Annotated in this window: 20 protein-coding genes; 14 read left to right on the forward strand and 6 right to left on the reverse strand. The window is 37.5% G+C overall.

Translation table 11 applies throughout. The features are described 5' to 3' along the window. Positions 1-190: 190 nt before the first annotated feature. From tusA to AVJ19_RS22415, 3 genes are all read left to right on the forward strand, one after another. Complete coding sequence (gene tusA / locus AVJ19_RS01405) at positions 191-448, forward strand: sulfurtransferase TusA (RefSeq protein ID WP_111858054.1); 258 nt, start codon at positions 191-193, stop codon at positions 446-448. Between the two features lie 62 nt (positions 449-510). After that, the gene (locus tag AVJ19_RS01410; protein WP_111858055.1) at positions 511-885 is read left to right on the forward strand and encodes a hypothetical protein; all 375 of its coding nucleotides are present in this window, start codon (positions 511-513) and stop codon (positions 883-885) included. A gap of 15 nt (positions 886-900) precedes the next feature. After that, the gene (locus tag AVJ19_RS22415; RefSeq protein WP_228203259.1) at positions 901-1,254 is read left to right on the forward strand and encodes a hypothetical protein; all 354 of its coding nucleotides are present in this window, start codon (positions 901-903) and stop codon (positions 1,252-1,254) included. A gap of 108 nt (positions 1,255-1,362) precedes the next feature. Here the strand turns inward: AVJ19_RS22415 and AVJ19_RS01420 are convergent, their stop codons facing one another. Further along, entirely contained in the window at positions 1,363-3,075 is a 1,713-nt protein-coding gene (locus AVJ19_RS01420; protein ID WP_111858056.1) for an electron transfer flavoprotein-ubiquinone oxidoreductase, read from the reverse strand. Positions 3,076-3,288: 213 nt separating this feature from the next. On the opposite strand from AVJ19_RS01420, the gene AVJ19_RS01425 reads away from it, so the two are divergent. From AVJ19_RS01425 to AVJ19_RS01445, 5 genes are all read left to right on the forward strand, one after another. Then, a complete protein-coding gene (locus AVJ19_RS01425; RefSeq protein WP_111858057.1) occupies positions 3,289-3,900 on the forward strand; it encodes a DUF1285 domain-containing protein in 612 nt (203 codons plus the stop codon). Between the two features lie 48 nt (positions 3,901-3,948). Beyond that, positions 3,949-4,815, forward strand: a complete 867-nt coding sequence (murI, locus tag AVJ19_RS01430) for a glutamate racemase (protein ID WP_111858058.1) — start codon at positions 3,949-3,951, stop codon at positions 4,813-4,815. Positions 4,816-4,958: 143 nt separating this feature from the next. Further along, positions 4,959-5,975 (forward strand): DUF4062 domain-containing protein, encoded by a 1,017-nt coding sequence (locus AVJ19_RS01435; RefSeq protein WP_111858059.1) that lies wholly within the window; start codon positions 4,959-4,961, stop codon positions 5,973-5,975. A gap of 63 nt (positions 5,976-6,038) precedes the next feature. Further along, a complete protein-coding gene (hemH, locus tag AVJ19_RS01440) occupies positions 6,039-7,058 on the forward strand; it encodes a ferrochelatase (RefSeq protein ID WP_111858151.1) in 1,020 nt (339 codons plus the stop codon). Between the two features lie 9 nt (positions 7,059-7,067). Then, positions 7,068-7,712: an MBL fold metallo-hydrolase gene (locus AVJ19_RS01445; protein WP_111858060.1), complete on the forward strand. Its 645-nt coding sequence runs from the start codon at positions 7,068-7,070 to the stop codon at positions 7,710-7,712. Between the two features lie 364 nt (positions 7,713-8,076). Here the strand turns inward: AVJ19_RS01445 and AVJ19_RS01450 are convergent, their stop codons facing one another. Beyond that, positions 8,077-8,244 carry a DNA gyrase inhibitor YacG gene (locus AVJ19_RS01450; protein ID WP_111858061.1) on the reverse strand — a complete coding sequence of 56 codons (168 nt, stop codon included), beginning with the start codon at positions 8,242-8,244 and terminating at the stop codon, positions 8,077-8,079. 85 nt (positions 8,245-8,329) lie between these two features. Between AVJ19_RS01450 and AVJ19_RS01455 the strand changes: the two genes are divergently transcribed. From AVJ19_RS01455 to AVJ19_RS01465, 3 genes are all read left to right on the forward strand, one after another. Continuing rightward, positions 8,330-8,989, forward strand: coding sequence for an SAM-dependent methyltransferase (locus AVJ19_RS01455; RefSeq protein WP_171334145.1), 660 nt, complete (start codon positions 8,330-8,332; stop codon positions 8,987-8,989). Then, a complete protein-coding gene (locus AVJ19_RS01460; RefSeq protein ID WP_111858063.1) occupies positions 8,979-10,178 on the forward strand; it encodes a TIGR03862 family flavoprotein in 1,200 nt (399 codons plus the stop codon). Before AVJ19_RS01455 ends, AVJ19_RS01460 begins: the two co-directional genes overlap by 11 nt. A gap of 92 nt (positions 10,179-10,270) precedes the next feature. Further along, a complete protein-coding gene (locus AVJ19_RS01465; RefSeq protein WP_068975279.1) occupies positions 10,271-10,681 on the forward strand; it encodes a GFA family protein in 411 nt (136 codons plus the stop codon). A 104-nt stretch (positions 10,682-10,785) separates the two neighbouring features. Here AVJ19_RS01465 and AVJ19_RS01470 read toward each other — a convergent pair whose 3' ends face one another. Then, positions 10,786-11,118: a HopJ type III effector protein gene (locus AVJ19_RS01470; protein WP_111858064.1), complete on the reverse strand. Its 333-nt coding sequence runs from the start codon at positions 11,116-11,118 to the stop codon at positions 10,786-10,788. A gap of 149 nt (positions 11,119-11,267) precedes the next feature. Between AVJ19_RS01470 and AVJ19_RS01475 the strand changes: the two genes are divergently transcribed. Beyond that, entirely contained in the window at positions 11,268-12,107 is an 840-nt protein-coding gene (locus tag AVJ19_RS01475) for a DUF2071 domain-containing protein (RefSeq protein WP_111858065.1), read from the forward strand. Here AVJ19_RS01475 and AVJ19_RS01480 read toward each other — a convergent pair. Continuing rightward, a complete protein-coding gene (locus tag AVJ19_RS01480) occupies positions 12,104-12,850 on the reverse strand; it encodes an NYN domain-containing protein (protein ID WP_111858066.1) in 747 nt (248 codons plus the stop codon). The genes AVJ19_RS01475 and AVJ19_RS01480 overlap by 4 nt on opposite strands. Positions 12,851-12,979: 129 nt before the next feature. Here AVJ19_RS01480 and crcB point away from each other — a divergent pair, with 129 nt between their 5' ends. Continuing rightward, entirely contained in the window at positions 12,980-13,360 is a 381-nt protein-coding gene (crcB, locus tag AVJ19_RS01485; protein ID WP_111858067.1) for a fluoride efflux transporter CrcB, read from the forward strand. 76 nt (positions 13,361-13,436) lie between these two features. Here crcB and AVJ19_RS01490 read toward each other — a convergent pair whose 3' ends face one another. Both AVJ19_RS01490 and AVJ19_RS01495 read right to left on the reverse strand, forming a co-directional pair. Next, positions 13,437-13,685: a type B 50S ribosomal protein L31 gene (locus tag AVJ19_RS01490; RefSeq protein ID WP_111858068.1), complete on the reverse strand. Its 249-nt coding sequence runs from the start codon at positions 13,683-13,685 to the stop codon at positions 13,437-13,439. A gap of 236 nt (positions 13,686-13,921) precedes the next feature. Beyond that, positions 13,922-15,214 (reverse strand): ABC1 kinase family protein, encoded by a 1,293-nt coding sequence (locus AVJ19_RS01495; protein WP_111858069.1) that lies wholly within the window; start codon positions 15,212-15,214, stop codon positions 13,922-13,924. A gap of 191 nt (positions 15,215-15,405) precedes the next feature. On the opposite strand from AVJ19_RS01495, the gene AVJ19_RS01500 reads away from it, so the two are divergent. Continuing rightward, complete coding sequence (locus tag AVJ19_RS01500) at positions 15,406-15,618, forward strand: DUF1737 domain-containing protein (RefSeq protein WP_111858070.1); 213 nt, start codon at positions 15,406-15,408, stop codon at positions 15,616-15,618. The last annotated feature ends 34 nt before the right edge of the window (positions 15,619-15,652 follow it).

Raw genomic sequence — 15,652 nt, forward strand, 5'->3', positions numbered from 1 at the left:
GACTCTAAATATCAAATAATCGAATTTTTATCATACCTTAGAAAATACAGATGTCTATCGAATAAATGCGTTGAAGCGATGAAACTCTGCATGATTTTATGTAGAATTTTATGCAGAATTTATAAGGCTTATTCATAAACTGAGTTTATGTTAAAATCGAGTCACTATTTTCCTGATTTTGAGAATGAATATGTCTGAACAGTTGCCTACACCGAGCATACAGTTGAATACTCGTGGTTTGCGTTGTCCTGAACCTGTCATGATGTTGCATCAAGCGATTCGTAAATCCAAATCAGGTGAAATTGTGGAAGTCTTTGCAACGGATAATTCAACTTCTTGGGATATTCCAAAATTTTGTATGCACTTAGGGCATGAGTTGTTGTTACAAGAAGAAAAACTCGATGAAAATGGCAATAAAGAGTTTCATTATTTGGTGAAAAAAGGCTGATTTTATTAAAAAAACTGTGATGGGAAATAAAGCATTTTAAAGCTTGAAAATGAGGCAGTGCAATGCGAGTACAGCAGCTTAGATGTTTTGTTTCTGCCATTATGTTGAGTATAGTGTTAACGGGTTGTGATCATCAACTACAGTTTGATAAAGCGGTTTTAGCACCCGCTACGTATGGTAAAAGTTATGCTGAAGTTATTCAAATAGAAGATGTAGAGTTGCTGTATACATTGGTAGGAACAAATTTACCTGATCATTCTGGTTTGAAAATTGATGTTGATGGTAAGTCTGATCTATTATCTAAAAATACAATTATGATCGATGGAACTCCTAAAATTCGAGGAGATTATGACATTAGAATATATGGTAAATTTAGAGGTGGTGCATTTGGTCAGGTGATTGACTTTAATAAAACGTATAAATTATATATCCACTAAAACTGAAAAATTAAAATGAAAGCTTTCTCTTTATTTTGCTTGATTGCATTGTCAGCTTGTTCTTACTTTTATGATGATATTTTTATCACAAAAAACTTACCTAAAGCAAAGCTACATCAAAAATATTACGCAGAAATTCAAATGAAAGAGCAAGCCATTATAGAAGATAAGTTTTCTATTGAAACGGATCTGAATAAAGACAGTGGTTTAACCATTTTAGCCAATCAGGGCACAACTTTTGCGCATTCAACGACTGTAATTACAGGTATTCCTCAGCGAACAGGTAAATACAAGATTCAAATTTCAGGTGTTGCACGTAGTGGATTGGAAAAGTTCGATAAAGAATTTATTTTAATTGTAGAAGAATAATTAAAAAATAAACCCGCACTTGGCGGGTTTATTTTCATCTCAAACGAGATTACATGTTAGGGTATGAGCTTGCGCAAGAACTATCCAAATTACATATTTGGATACTAATTACATGTTAGGGTAATTAGGACCACCGCCACCCTCAGGTGTTACCCAAGTGATGTTTTGTGATGGGTCTTTAATATCGCAAGTCTTACAATGTACACAGTTCGCTGCGTTGATTTGGAAGCGTTTAGAACCATCATCATTTTCCATGATTTCATAAACACCTGCAGGGCAGTAACGCTGAGCAGGCTCATCCCATTTTGGTAAGTTTACGTTTACAGGAATAGATGCATCCGTCAGTTTCAAATGTGCTGGCTGATTTTCTTCATGTACAGTATTAGACACAAACACCGAAGATAAACGGTCAAATGTTAATTTGCCATCTGGTTTTGGATAGTCTGGTTTAAATGTTGCAGCATCTACCGTTTTTAACGCACTGAAATCAGGAATTAAATCATGTAAAGTAAATGGCACTTGGAAAATGTTTTGGTCGATGAAGTTAAATGCACCACCGATCCATTGACCAAATTTATGCATTGCTGGACCAAAGTTACGTGAACGATGTAACTCTTCTTTTAACCAACTGTTGTTAAATTTGTCAGTATATGAAGTGAGTTCTTTAGCAAAGAAATCTTCGCCTTCAACGACACGAGCATAACCTAACTCACCACCTTTCGCCACGCCTGCTTGGATTGCCTCAAATACAGCTTCACCACATAACATGCCTGATTTCATTGCAGTATGTGAGCCTTTGATTTTTGCAAAGTTTAAGAAGCCTGCATCATCACCAATCAAACAACCGCCTGGGAAAGTCAGTTTTGGTAAGGCATTAATACCGCCTTTGGTAATCGCACGTGCACCATAAGAAATACGCTTACCACCTTCAAGATATTGCTTGATCAATGGATGGGTTTTCCAGCGTTGCATTTCGGCAAATGGATACATATTTGGATTTTGATAAGATAAATCAACGATGAGACCCAAAGTCACTTGATTATTTTCAGCGTGATATAACCACCAACCACCTGAAGAACCTGTTTCATTGAGCGGCCAACCTGTACCATGCATCACCAAACCAGGTTTATGTTTTGCAGGGTCGATTTCCCAAAGTTCTTTAATACCAATACCGTAATGCTGTGGATCAGCATCTTTGTCCAAATCGAATTTAGCCAATAAGCGTTTGCCCAAATGACCACGGCAACCTTCAGCAAAAATTGTATATTTTGCATGTAACTCATAACCAGGGGTAAAGTTATGTGTCGGTTCGCCATCTTTACCAATACCCATATCACCAGTTTGGATGCCTTTTACAGAACCATCTGCATGATACAAAATTTCAGATGCAGCAAAGCCAGGGAAAATAGAAACTTCTAATTCTTCAGCTTTAGTGCCTAACCAACGAACAACATTGCCTAAAGAAACAACATAGTTGCCTTCATTGTGCATGGTTTTTGGCACCATCCAATGAGGTGCTTTTTGTGAACTTGTTGCGGAAAGCGTGAAGTAAGTTTGATCTTCAGTCACTGGCACATTTAAAGGTGCACCTTCTTCTTTCCAGTTTGGGAAAAGTTCATTGATTGCACGAGGTTCAAGTACAGCACCAGATAAGATATGCGCACCAACTTCAGAGCCTTTTTCAACCACACAGACGCTAAGGTCTGGAAGATTGTTTTCAATAGCCAGTTGACGAATTTTAATCGCAGCAGAAAGACCCGCAGGACCTGCGCCTACGATCACTACGTCAAACTCCATCGATTCACGTTCGATGTGTTCCATGTAGGACTCCTCATATTTCTAAGGGTGGCAACCGTATATATTTATTGAATATTACGTTTAAAACAATAAATCGGTGCTGCCGTGAGTGTTCTAAAATTTTGTGATACGAATTAACGCTCGTATCGATAATATATTTTGCGCTAGTATAGTTTCAAACCTTGATCTAGCCAATTGGCTGAGTCGTTTTATTTTTTAGTCAGCAAGGCATAAACCATGGTAAATCAAAATAATTCAACGTCAGATCGGAATAAATCACGAGCTTCTGATGATAAAAACTTAATGAGCATTGCACAATACCTAAAAGTTGCACAGTTGGGTCACAAAAGGTCAATACCACCTTTGGAGCAGTGGCAACCAAAGCATTGCGGCAAAATGGATTTGCGTATAAAAGCCAATGGAGAATGGTGGCACGAAGGTCAATTGATTCGCCGAAAAGCCCTATTAGACCTTTTTAGTCGTGTGCTGTGGAAAGAAAGTGGAAAATTCTACTTAAAAACACCTGTAGAGCAGATTGAAATTGAGGTAGAGGATGAGCCGCTGTTGGTCAATGAGGTTGAGCAGGTTGAGATTGAGCAAAAAAAATATCTACAACTGACGACAACCAATCAAGATGTCATTATTGTGGATCAAGAACATCTGATTTTTATGCGGGAATTTGAGGGTGAAGTACGACCTTATGTGCATGTGCGTTTTGGAATAAATGCTTTAATTCAGCGAGCTGCATTTTTTCATTTGATTGAATATGGTGAATTGTTTGAAAATGCACAAGGCGATACCATTTTATCGTTAACAAGTGGTGATTTGCACTTGCAATTAGGCACTTGAGGTTTAAGCTTTGCTAATTATTGTTGACTCATATAAATAGTGGATCAAATGAGCGCCATTCTTCCTTTATATCCTTTAGAAAATCCTATGCCTAAAGCATCTGCAGATGCACCTATTGGTATTTTTGATTCGGGTGTAGGTGGGCTTTCTGTGGCTCAGGAGATTGCAAACTATTTACCAAATGAACGGATCATTTATTTTGCAGATACGGCACATGTACCTTATGGTGCACGAGATGATCAAAATATTCGTGAGTTGACCGCACATGCAATCGAATGGCTCTATCGACAGGGCTGTAAAATTGCTGTGGTTGCATGCAATACAGCTTCAGCATTTAGTTTGGACTTTTTACGTGAGCATTATGGTGAAAGCTTTCCAATTGTTGGTTTAGTACCCGCATTAAAACCTGCTGTTTTACAAACGAAAAATAAAGTTGTTGCTGTTTTAGCAACACCTGCAACATTTCGTGGACAGTTGATCAAAGATGTGGTGCATCGTTTTGCTGAGCCTTCAGGTGTTGAGGTTATTACGGTAACCTGTTTAGATTTAGTTCCTTTTGTTGAAGCAGGTTTGCAAAGTAGTGATGCTTGCAAAGAGGCATTAAGAAAGGTTTTGGATCCCGTAGTTGCAAGACATGCTGATTACTTGGTTTTAGGGTGTACTCATTATCCATTTTTAAAAGAGACGATTCAGGGGATATATACAGATCAACTTACCTTAGTTGATTCTGGTTTTGCAGTAGCTCGACAAACTGCACGAATTTTAATTAAAAATGGGTTATTATTAGAGACAGCACGAGGACAAGAAATACAATTAAATTTTTATGCCAGTGGTCATAATGCGCATGCTTTAGAACCTGTCTTAAAACATTTAATTCAAGGAAAAATGTCATGGTCAATCCATGATGTTATTTGATAGACTGTAATAATCAGTCCAACATATAAAATTAAAAAATTTTAATTTTATTGATTTATATTTATAAGTGTAGGGCATATAACTTCGTGATTTGTTTGGGGCAGATCGATATTTAAGCTATATGAGAAGGATGGGTTAAACCTATGCTCGACAAACGTTATCAAGTGTTTATTACAACGTCTGGCAAAGAAATGCAGCCAGAACGAATGATCGTGTCACAAACACTCATCGGCATGGGATTTTTTTCATGGGGTCTCGAACAACGTACACCTTTAAGTACTGCGTTTGCACGCCGCCAAATTGATGATTGTGATTATGTTCTATTGCTTTTAGGTAGCCAGTACGGTGAACAATCCGTTTCTGGGGTGAGCTATATGCATTTAGAATATATCTACGCCGTAACCAAACAAAAACCGATCATTGTTTTTTTGCATGAAACACCCGAGTTACGAGAGGATGTGTTACAAGAATCTCGTGCAGAATTAAAAGAAAAATTCTATGAGTTTCGTAACCAGTTACAAAGAGAAGTAGAGCAAGTTATTACTTATCGAACTTTAAGGGATTTAGAGCTAAGCGTCCGTTCTTATATGCCACAGATGTTAGAGCGTTATCCTGTTGTGGGATGGGTACGTCCACAAAATATTCAAGTTTTACAAGATGAAATTGACCGTTTAAAAACGCAACTGGCGCAAGTGAAACATACGCAAGCACCCAAAGAAACAGATCCATTTTTGACTTTACCAAAAGTATCTATTCATGATGTCTTTAATTTTGATTATCGTGTGCATGCCTATCAAGATGGTAATTTTAAAGAAATGAACCCGATCCGTGAAATGACATGGATTGAAATTTTAAAAGTATTATCGGTTGAGTTTAGAGAAACAACGCTTGAAGATAGTTTCTCAAAAGTACTGAATGAATACCTCAATAAATCTGGTTTGGCAGATGTACAAGTATTTATGCCTAGAGCGCATGCTGTTGCGAGGGCGCAAATTAATGTACGAGCATTACACACGATTAAGCAGCAAATGCGCCAAAATGATTGGATTGCACCGATTGGGCGAGATGATCGTCAGCGTATGTTATGGCAAATTACGATGAAAGGTTTGAGGCTGTTAGAAAGCTCGCAAATTTTGGGTACACGTCCTTTGAGTATTTAAATTAAAGGACATTTGCTTCAATATTCGGTAATGTATAGTGAAGTCAATCAATTTGAAAATAGAATGAAGTTCGCAAAACCCAAAGTTTTAGTGATTATTGCAAATTTAGGTACGCCAGATGCACCAACTGAGGCTGCGGTACGGCGTTTTCTAAAACAATTTTTGTCTGATGGGCGTGTAATTGAAATTCCAAAATTTATTTGGCAAATTATTTTACATGCTTTTGTTTTACCATTTCGTCCGAAGCGAGTTGCTCATGCTTATGCGCAAGTATGGCTAAAAGACTCTCCTATGCGAGAAATTTTGTTACAACAAACAGCTGTGTTAAAGCAAAAATTGGTAACACAAAATCCAGCGCTTGAGCTACAGGTTGTCCCTGCAATGACCTATGGTCATCCAGGTATTCAGCAAGTATTAAAAGATGCAGCACAACAATATGATCAAATCATTTTATTGCCACTTTTCCCTCAGTATTCAGCGACTTCGACAGCACCACTCTATGATGCTCTTGCAAAATGGGTACTGACACAGAGAAATTTACCTGCATTAACGATTATTCGTGATTATTATCAGCATCCTTTGTATATTCAGGCTTTGGCAGACAGTGTTATTAGATTTCAGCAACAACATGGACAAGCTGAAAAACTATTGATGTCTTTTCATGGGATTCCACAGCCTTATGCAGATAAAGGTGATCCTTATGCAGATCGTTGTCGTATTACTGCGCTTAAGGTAGCTCAAGCTTTAGGATTAAAGGATGATCAATGGGCGATAAGCTTCCAATCACGTTTTGGTAAGCAAGAATGGGTCAAGCCTTATACAGATCAAATCTTACAAGATTGGGCAGCTCAAGGTGTTAAGTCTGTACAGATCATGAGCCCTGCTTTTTCAGCAGATTGCTTGGAAACTTTAGAAGAATTGGCATTACAAAATGCAGAACTGTTTTTACAAGCAGGCGGACAGTCTTATAAATACATTCCTGCACTAAATAATGATACTTTGCATATCGAATTACTTGCCCAATTATTACAGGCAAATTTAGATCCACTTAGCACAACATTTTCTACATTTGAGTCAATTTGAGGAAAAAACATGTTACAAGTTAAAATTGTACCCGTCACTGCATTTGCTCAAAACTGCTCGATTGTGTGGGATTCTGAATCCAAAGAAGCTGTATTAATTGATGCAGGTGGTGATGCTGAAAAGCTTAAACAAGAAGTGGAAAGCTTGGGATTAACAGTCAAAGCATTGTGGTTAACGCACGGGCACTTAGACCATGCAGGCGCTGTAGGCGCTTTAGTTAAAGAGTGGAATATTCCTGTGATTGGTCCGCACAAAGAAGATGCTTTTTGGTTGGATATGATTCAAGAAGTATCAGCTCGTTATGGTTTCCCAATTCCTGAGCCTGTAAAAGTTGATCAATGGCTAGAAGGCGGTGAAGTGCTTAAATTAGGTGAAGAGGAATTTGAAGTTCGTTTTGCGCCAGGTCATACGCCAGGTCATGTGATTTTTTATAATGCAAAATATGGTGTGCTGTGGACTGGAGATGTTTTATTTAAAGGTTCAATTGGACGGACAGATTTTCCTAGAGGTAATCATCAACAGTTGTTAGATTCAATTCAGCGTGAATGTTTTAGTTTGCCTGATGAAACACAGTTCATCTCTGGGCATGGACCGATGAGTACCATTGGTTTTGAAAAGCAACATAATCCATTTGTGGCAAGTAAAGCAGGTTAAGTCTTTTATTTGCAAGAAAAAGCTTTATTCGATTTGGTGAATAAAGCTTTTATCATGTTGCTTATTCAAAAGGATTTGAAAATCTTTTACGGATTTCTAGACCTACTAAAATAGTAGCAATGATAAACAACAAGGCGATGACAAAGAAAAGACCATCGGAAGCGTAAAAGCCGAGGACGATAAAAAGTAAACTTAAAATAACTAAAATGATAAAAATAACTTTTAATACGAAATGCATAATTTTTCTCTATGATTCACATTATTCGTAAACTAAAAAAGTAACAATAATTTAAAAATATAGTTAAGTTATAATACAAACTGCTTACGCTGTGATTTTATTATTGTAATGAAATATTGCCTCTCCTTAGGAATCCTCTGCTTGCGGTGCATCTTCAGTTGGAAGCTTATAATCTTCATTTGCCCAAGCGCCAAGATCAATCAATTTACAACGATCTGAACAAAATGGACGAAATTCATTATTTTCCCAAGTGGTCGCTTCACCACAACGTGGACATGGAAATGATTTAGGCATGATGAATTCCTGATTTAAATAGACAATCTAAGAAGCAAAAATAACGCAGACTTGTTAAACTTGCGCTGATTTTTCTTAGTTTGATCTGTTTATGCCAATTCGTCAATTTCAAGCACATCGCATGCATGCTCCTCGTGATTTCCAATCCATTGAAAATCATCCTATTTGTATAGAGATAGGTGCAGGTAAGGGTAAACATGCTTTGTTATTTTCAGGGCAACATCCTGATTTGAAATTGATTGCGATTGAACGGACACGTGAAAAATTTTTAGCGATGCAAAAGCAACATCAGCTTGAAGGACAAGCCAATTTAACCCCAATGCATGCCGATGCTTTGCCGTGGGTGGTGCATGCTTTATTTCCACAACAAGTACAACATTTTTTTATACTCTATCCAAATCCTGAGCCACATAATCCTGCACAGCGTTGGTTGAATATGCCATTTTTTGAGTTTCTCATCTCACGTTTGGCTGTGAATGGCACAGTGACATTGGCCAGTAATATTCCTGAATATATTGAAGAAGCAGAGCAACAATTAAAACAGGTTTGGCATTTACCTTATGAAAAACAGGTGATTGCATCAGATTCGGCACGTACTCATTTTGAAGTGAAATATTTGGAACGTGGTGAATTGTGTCAGCAGTTGATCATTTCTAAACCTGAAAATTACACTACTCGCTTTGATGATTTTCAGCCTTTGCAAGGTCAAAATACGCAAATGACTGAGTCTAAAGATGCCGAATAAACGCATTGCGATTGTCGGGGCAGGTCCTGCGGGTTTGATGGCTGCGGAAGTCTTGAGTGCGCATGATTATGAAGTGCATGTCTTTGAGCAGAAGCCATCGGCAGCACGTAAATTTTTGATGGCAGGCAAAACAGGGTTAAACATTTCCCATGCTGAGCCGATTGAACAATTTGTACAGCGTTATGATCAGGTGGAATGGTTGAGTCCGTGGGTCAAACAATGGGATGCCAATTGGATTCAAGCGTGGATGCAAGATTTAGGCATTGAATCTTATGTCGGTACTTCTGGACGGATTTTCCCGATTGAAATGAAAGCTGCACCCTTATTGAGAGCTTGGTTGAAACGTTTGGCTGAGCAAAAAGTCCATTTTCATTATCGGCATCAAATTTTGGATTTGAGCAATCAAACTTTAAAAATTCAGGATTTGAAAACGGAACAGATTTTTGAGCAAGTGTTTGATGCGATTATTCTTGCTTGCGGCGCAGTGTCATGGTCACGTTTAGGCAGTGATGGCGCATGGCAAAAATGGCTCAATGCAGATGAAATTGAGCCATTTCAAGCCAGTAATGCAGGCGTAGAAAAAACATGGTCTAAGTTTATGCAAGCTGTGTTTGGGCAGCCACTGAAACGTGTTGAGGCATGGGTAGAGCATGCATCTAAAACACAGGGCGATATTGTCATTACCCATTATGGTTTAGAAAGTGGGCTGATTTATAAGCAAGGACGAGCGTTAAGACAGCAACTGAAACAGCAACAATCTATGTGCTTATATTTGGATTTGTTGCCTGATTTGACGGTGGCACAATTGGCGCAAAAATTACAAGCATCAAAAAAACAATCGACTGCGAATATTTGGCGTAAAGCGGGCTTGGATATTGCTAAAGCCAATTTAGTCCGTGAAATGGTCGATAAATCACTGTGGAATCACGCTGAAAAGTTGGCGAATGAAATTAAACATTTAAAAATCGAGCTATCAGGTTTTCGTCCGATTGAGGAAGCGATTAGCTGTGCAGGTGGTGTGAAACAATCCGTATTCACTGAGCATTTACAACTCAAATCCAATCCTTATGTGTTCTGTTGTGGGGAAATGTTGGATTGGGATGCACCAACGGGCGGATATTTACTGACTGCGTGTTTTGCGACAGGTCGTGCAGCAGGGCAAGGTGTGTATCAGTATTTAACAAAGTGAATAACGGAAACAACAATTTCATAAGATTAAATTTGGATTAACACTTGTAAGATGTGCTAATTTTAAATGGTTTTATATTTTAGAGTTAAGTCATGTCTGCTGAAAAATTATATACAGGAAGTTGTTTGTGTGGCGGGATTCGCTATGAAATTCATGGCGAAATTGGCGATATTATTGAGTGTCATTGTCGTCGTTGTCGTAAGGCAAATGGCAGTGCTTTTGCTGCCAATGCACCCATTCAAAAAGCAGATTTTAAAATCGTACAAGGTGAGCAGTTACTGAAAAAATATCAGTCTAGTGAAACCACACAGCGTTGTTTTTGTGGTGAATGTGCTTCACCGATTATCAGTATTAAAGCTGAAACACCTGATACTTATCGTTTAAGAATTGGAACTTTGGATACACCGCTTGAGCAAAAGCCAACCATGCATACGTTTACGGCTTATAAGGCAGAATGGGATACGATTTGTGATGGTTTACCACAGTACGATGAACGTCCGTGATTTGATGTTATTAATCTAATTGATTTTTATTATAAAAATGGCTGTAGGGGGCAATAAATCCCTCCCAACCTCCCTTTAAAAAGGGAGGAGTCGCCTGCGTAGGGTTATTTCGCAGTTAAAGCAGTACCTTCAAACTTGATTCCATCCCAACCGTTTTGCATAAACTGTCGAATGTTTTGATGATCTGTTGCTTCAGGGCTTGCCAATACAGAAGCATAGTGTTCGGCAAATAGACTTAAAGTTTGTTGTTGATCTAAATCATTCAATTGCGCGAAAGAAAAGACTTTGGCACTGCCTTGGTTTTCAGTGGCTGCATTGTGTTGTTGACCATTTTGAAATGCAGTTGGCGTGTGCGTATAACGTGCTTCAATAAAAGCAATGACATCGGCAAATTGAGCTTCATTTGCTTGCAGTTGTTTTAATAAATCTTGAGCCACGATTTAAATTCCTGATTTAATTGTGCGCTTATCATAGCTGATTCATTTGAAATCACGTAATGCCTATTTATGTTTTGTTGTTTTAGTCTTGAGGATTATTTGCATAGATTTGTTAGAATAAATAAAACAAAGCAATAACAAAGAGCATTATGAATCGACATCAAATTAAAAATAAAGATTTAAATTGGATCATGAAATTCATTGCTTATTTGGTGCAAAGTTCATGGCTTTTAAATTTGCGCCGTGCGTTGATGCGAGTTCTACCATTCTTCAAATTACAAAGCCGAGTCAAAAATATTGTCTATTTATCATGGTTGGTTGATATTGAAAAAGTACGTTCACGTTATCCAAAACATGTTCAGTTATGGGAAAAACAAGGTAAAACCATTTTTACCATTCTAACGTATCAGCATGAACATTTTGGTTTTTCTTTCTTAGGGTGGTTTCGAAAATTGATGCCATCACCGAAACAAAGTAATTGGCGTTTTTATATCGAACCGCAACAGCAAGACAAAACTGTAATTTTTGAACAAGTTGTGGTTGATCAAAAGCTCTATGTATTGAGTGGGCGGCTTGCCAGTGATGCGATGCCTGCACAGTTTGCACAACCATTTATTCATCAAAAAAATAATTCACAGATTCATACGCAACTTCATGTTGATGAATGCTATCAATTATCCAGTACAGTCGAGATCAGTACAGATCAGCAATTGCCAAAGATTTGGCAATCTTTATTTTCATCATGGGATGAAGCCATTCGCTATTTAGTTGATCAAGATCATGCGTGGGTGGAATGGGTTGATCAGCCTGAAAAAATGTCGCAAGGTGATATTGAAATGCCGTTTGATTTTTCCCAAATCCAAGCGGCAAAAGTGCTCGATATTCAATGTCCTTTGTTAAAAGAATGGGGTGTGAATGAACAAGAGGTGTTTGTATTTGTTGTGCCTGAATTGGACTTTTATGTGAAGAGTGAAAAAACTTTGTGTTAAGTGGATTTTTTTAGCCGAAAAACCATAATTGATGCTTTACTTCCATTAATAGAAATCATTTTATGATCATAATATTTTTCAAGTTTTCGGATAATATCTGATAATTTAGTACAACCATAAGTTCGCGGATCAAAGTCAGGACGACTGCGCTTAATATAAGTTCCGACTATAGATAAGTTTGCCCAACTATCCTCCTCCCGAAATTGACTCCAAGCTTTTGTTAATAGAGGAACAAGTTCTGTAACTTTTTTGACTTTTTGAATTTGGTTAGTTGATTCATTAGAGTCTTGCTCTTCATTAGAATTTAAATTTTCAGTAAAAATGAAGTCATCACATGCATTCCTGAAAGCTACTGGTGTTTTCGATTGCCCGAATCCAATGACAAAAATTTCCGATTCTCTTAGGCGAGATGCTAAACGAGTAAAATCACTATCACTTGATACAATGACAAAAGTATCATGTCTATTCCCATATAGAAGATCCATTGCATCAATTATAATCGAAGAGTCAGTTGCATTTTTTCCTGATGTATATGCAAACTGTTGAATAGGTTGTATTGCAAGAGTATTTAGAATTGTTTTCCAATTTTTTAAGGTTTCTTGAGACCAATCACCATATGCTCTTTTTGTAATAATTTGCCCTCTTGCGGCAATTTCTTCAAGAATAGATTCTATTTTAGAATATTGGGCATTATCAGCATCAATTAAAACAACGATTTTTCTTTTATCTAAATTTTCTGACAATTTAAGTACCTAATATTTATATTTCAACATGTTATAGGCATATTAGTATGATAGTTAAACTATAGATTTGCAATTATAATAAATAATCTAGATGATATTTCGTGATTAATTTAATCTAAGGACTCAATAATGAATTGGCTATTGGTCGCTTGCGGTGGTGCAATTGGTGCAAGTTTGCGCTACGGTGCGGGATTGATCATTTCCAAACCACACAGCCTTTTCCCGTGGACAACATGGTCAATCAATATTTTAGGCTGTTTTTTAGCAGGGATTTTTTTTGCTTTCACACAAAAATATCCAATTCTGCAAAATGAAACTCGTTTATTTTTAATGGTTGGAATCTTAGGTGGATTTACCACATTTTCAAGTTTTGGCTTGGAAACATTTCAGTTGATCCGTCAAGGGCAGTTTCCGATGGCTTTGGCATATACAGTTTCAAGTGTAATCATCGGTGTAATTTTTTTAGCGATTGGCTTTTATATTTTCCAAATGATTTTAGCTTCAAAATAAACAATAAAAAAAGCCTAAAGGGAGGATTTACTTTAGGCTAGAGCTAAATCATTTAACTCAAATTTGAGCATAAAAATTAACGTTTAAAACGTGCAAAGCGTTTGTTAAAGCTTGCAATACGACCTTCATTGTTGATCTGACGGACTTCACCTGTATAAAACGGATGTGAAGCACTTGAAATATCCAAAGCGACATAAGGATAGTCTTGACCTTCAAACTCACGTGTTTGTTTAGTCTGAATGGTGCTGCCAATCAAGAAATAAGCATTGGCATTGGTGTCATGAAATAGAACTTGGCGGTACTCAGGATGGATGTTGGGACGCATTTTATTCTCCAATCAATTTTACGGTTATTGAAATGTTATAACATAACAATTGAAGTGTAAAGTTATTTGCAATGCTGTAAAAGCAGATGCTTAAAATATTGGAAAATACATTTAAAAATTAAGGCAAAAAAAGAAGCCTAAGCAGGAGGATAATTTGCTTAGACTTCAAAATATGTGTTTACTTTAATTGAGCCTGCTTAAAAAACAATTAACCTAACATGAATGAAAGATTAATTTTACTGAGGTATTAATTCTTCAAATACATCGCTTAAATCGTCATGTACTTTGAGTTGAATCAGGTTCCAATAATGTCCTGAAATAGTTCGATTGACCATCAAGGTATCAGGTGAGGGCTTGAAAACATCCCAATATTTCAGTGATTTTTTTACCAACTTCATCCCATCATGATGCGCTGAATTTTCAGCAAAATCATAGTGTGTGGTGAGAGGGCGTAATAAAACTTCAAGCCATGCTTTGTAAAGTTCTTCAGGAAATTTGCCTTTTTCAGCAAGTGCATCCAAAGCAGTGAGTTCATTTTCAATGGTGCTAATGTCAGCTTGACGACCTGCACGCACTAAAGTTTTAAAATGAGTAATGATGTCATTGGATAAAGTTTTCACCCCACCAAAGTCATAAATAATCACACTGCCATCGGCACGGAAGGCAAAATTCCCTGGATGTGGATCGCAATGGAAGCGTTTTAAGAAGAACATTTGTTGTCCCAAGGCACGAATCAAACGTTCACCAATTTGATTGCGAATTTCCAAATCCCATGTGCTTGCGGTTTCGATATTGTCGCCTTTTTCCATACTCAAGGTCAGAATACGTCTGCTTGAATATTCAGGATAAACATTCGGGATAATAATTTTTGTGTCTAAAGCTTGATGGAAAGTTTTAAAAACTTGCAGATTTTGTGCTTCGATTTCGTAGTTGAGTTCTTCATGCAAACTGTCTTGAATCTCTTTGAATAAGCGGTCTTGCAGTTTTTTATCGACTTTTAACACCCCCATTAAACGTAAAGCTAAACGCACTTGTTTCAGGTCACTTTCACAAGCTTCATCCACACCGGGATATTGTACTTTGACCACAACCTCCGTGCCATTTGGCAGGATGGCTTTGTGTACTTGCCCGATGGATGCTGCTGCAAAAGGCAGTTCTTCAAAATTTGTAAATATTTGATCCAGTGGTTTACCAAGTTCTTTTTCAACTTGCTTTTTGATGTCTGCAAAGGGCATTGCAGGGGCTTGGCGTTGCAGTTTGGCAATGGCTTTGGCAACTTCAGGTGGGAAAATGTCTTTGTACTGTGAGGCGATTTGCCCGACTTTCATCACCGCACCTTTCATTTCTCCAAGTGTATCGGCGATTTGTAAGCCAATGTCTTGAAACAATTTGCTGCGTGCTTCATTCTTTTTATCTTCATCAGCATTAAAGTTGCGAATGGAATTGGACACAGTTTTGGTGGCGATACTTGCAGTCATACCTGCAAGTTTCATAAAACGGCGACCGGGTGTACTTGAATTTTTAGACATTCAGACAAATCCTTAAACTTTGATGAAGTTTTTTCTCATTTTGATCATAGGCGACTATTCTTAAACTGCCTACTTTAAATTGTTAAGAGATTGTTTCTTCTTTGCTATTTTGAATATATTTTTATAGATGAATGGGCTTTAGCGATCACTCAACGTTAAAATGATCTTAATGTATAAATCAAGAGTTGGCTATGAAAGTTTATCGTTATTTGACAGGCAAGGATGATGTGAATTTTTGTGCAAGAGTAACGAAAGCTTTAAATGAGGGTTATGAGTTATATGGTGCGCCCACGATGACATTTAATGGTACAGATGTAATTGTGGGACAGGCGATTGTCAAAGATGTTGCTGATGAAAGTGAAGTGCCTCAAGGGTTGAGGGATGCGATTGCACGACAATCTTGAGGAGTTTGAATAACTCCTCACTTTAAATTGTGTG

The organism is Acinetobacter sp. CFCC 10889, from assembly GCF_003268395.1.
In the GTDB taxonomy this organism is placed as follows: Bacteria; Pseudomonadota; Gammaproteobacteria; order Pseudomonadales; family Moraxellaceae; genus Acinetobacter.

What these genes read in the sequence shown, in the direction of transcription:
- tusA (WP_111858054.1), top strand. Translation starts at nt 191, where the DNA reads ATGTCTGAACAGTTGCCTACACCGAGCATACAGTTGAATACTCGTGGT.
- AVJ19_RS01410 (WP_111858055.1), top strand. Translation starts at nt 511, where the DNA reads ATGCGAGTACAGCAGCTTAGATGTTTTGTTTCTGCCATTATGTTGAGT.
- AVJ19_RS22415 (WP_228203259.1), top strand. Translation starts at nt 901, where the DNA reads ATGAAAGCTTTCTCTTTATTTTGCTTGATTGCATTGTCAGCTTGTTCT.
- AVJ19_RS01420 (WP_111858056.1), bottom strand. Translation starts at nt 3,075, where the DNA reads ATGGAACACATCGAACGTGAATCGATGGAGTTTGACGTAGTGATCGTA.
- AVJ19_RS01425 (WP_111858057.1), top strand. Translation starts at nt 3,289, where the DNA reads ATGGTAAATCAAAATAATTCAACGTCAGATCGGAATAAATCACGAGCT.
- murI (WP_111858058.1), top strand. Translation starts at nt 3,949, where the DNA reads ATGAGCGCCATTCTTCCTTTATATCCTTTAGAAAATCCTATGCCTAAA.
- AVJ19_RS01435 (WP_111858059.1), top strand. Translation starts at nt 4,959, where the DNA reads ATGCTCGACAAACGTTATCAAGTGTTTATTACAACGTCTGGCAAAGAA.
- hemH (WP_111858151.1), top strand. Translation starts at nt 6,039, where the DNA reads ATGAAGTTCGCAAAACCCAAAGTTTTAGTGATTATTGCAAATTTAGGT.
- AVJ19_RS01445 (WP_111858060.1), top strand. Translation starts at nt 7,068, where the DNA reads ATGTTACAAGTTAAAATTGTACCCGTCACTGCATTTGCTCAAAACTGC.
- AVJ19_RS01450 (WP_111858061.1), bottom strand. Translation starts at nt 8,244, where the DNA reads ATGCCTAAATCATTTCCATGTCCACGTTGTGGTGAAGCGACCACTTGG.
- AVJ19_RS01460 (WP_111858063.1), top strand. Translation starts at nt 8,979, where the DNA reads ATGCCGAATAAACGCATTGCGATTGTCGGGGCAGGTCCTGCGGGTTTG.
- AVJ19_RS01465 (WP_068975279.1), top strand. Translation starts at nt 10,271, where the DNA reads ATGTCTGCTGAAAAATTATATACAGGAAGTTGTTTGTGTGGCGGGATT.
- AVJ19_RS01475 (WP_111858065.1), top strand. Translation starts at nt 11,268, where the DNA reads ATGAATCGACATCAAATTAAAAATAAAGATTTAAATTGGATCATGAAA.
- crcB (WP_111858067.1), top strand. Translation starts at nt 12,980, where the DNA reads ATGAATTGGCTATTGGTCGCTTGCGGTGGTGCAATTGGTGCAAGTTTG.
- AVJ19_RS01490 (WP_111858068.1), bottom strand. Translation starts at nt 13,685, where the DNA reads ATGCGTCCCAACATCCATCCTGAGTACCGCCAAGTTCTATTTCATGAC.
- AVJ19_RS01495 (WP_111858069.1), bottom strand. Translation starts at nt 15,214, where the DNA reads ATGTCTAAAAATTCAAGTACACCCGGTCGCCGTTTTATGAAACTTGCA.
- AVJ19_RS01500 (WP_111858070.1), top strand. Translation starts at nt 15,406, where the DNA reads ATGAAAGTTTATCGTTATTTGACAGGCAAGGATGATGTGAATTTTTGT.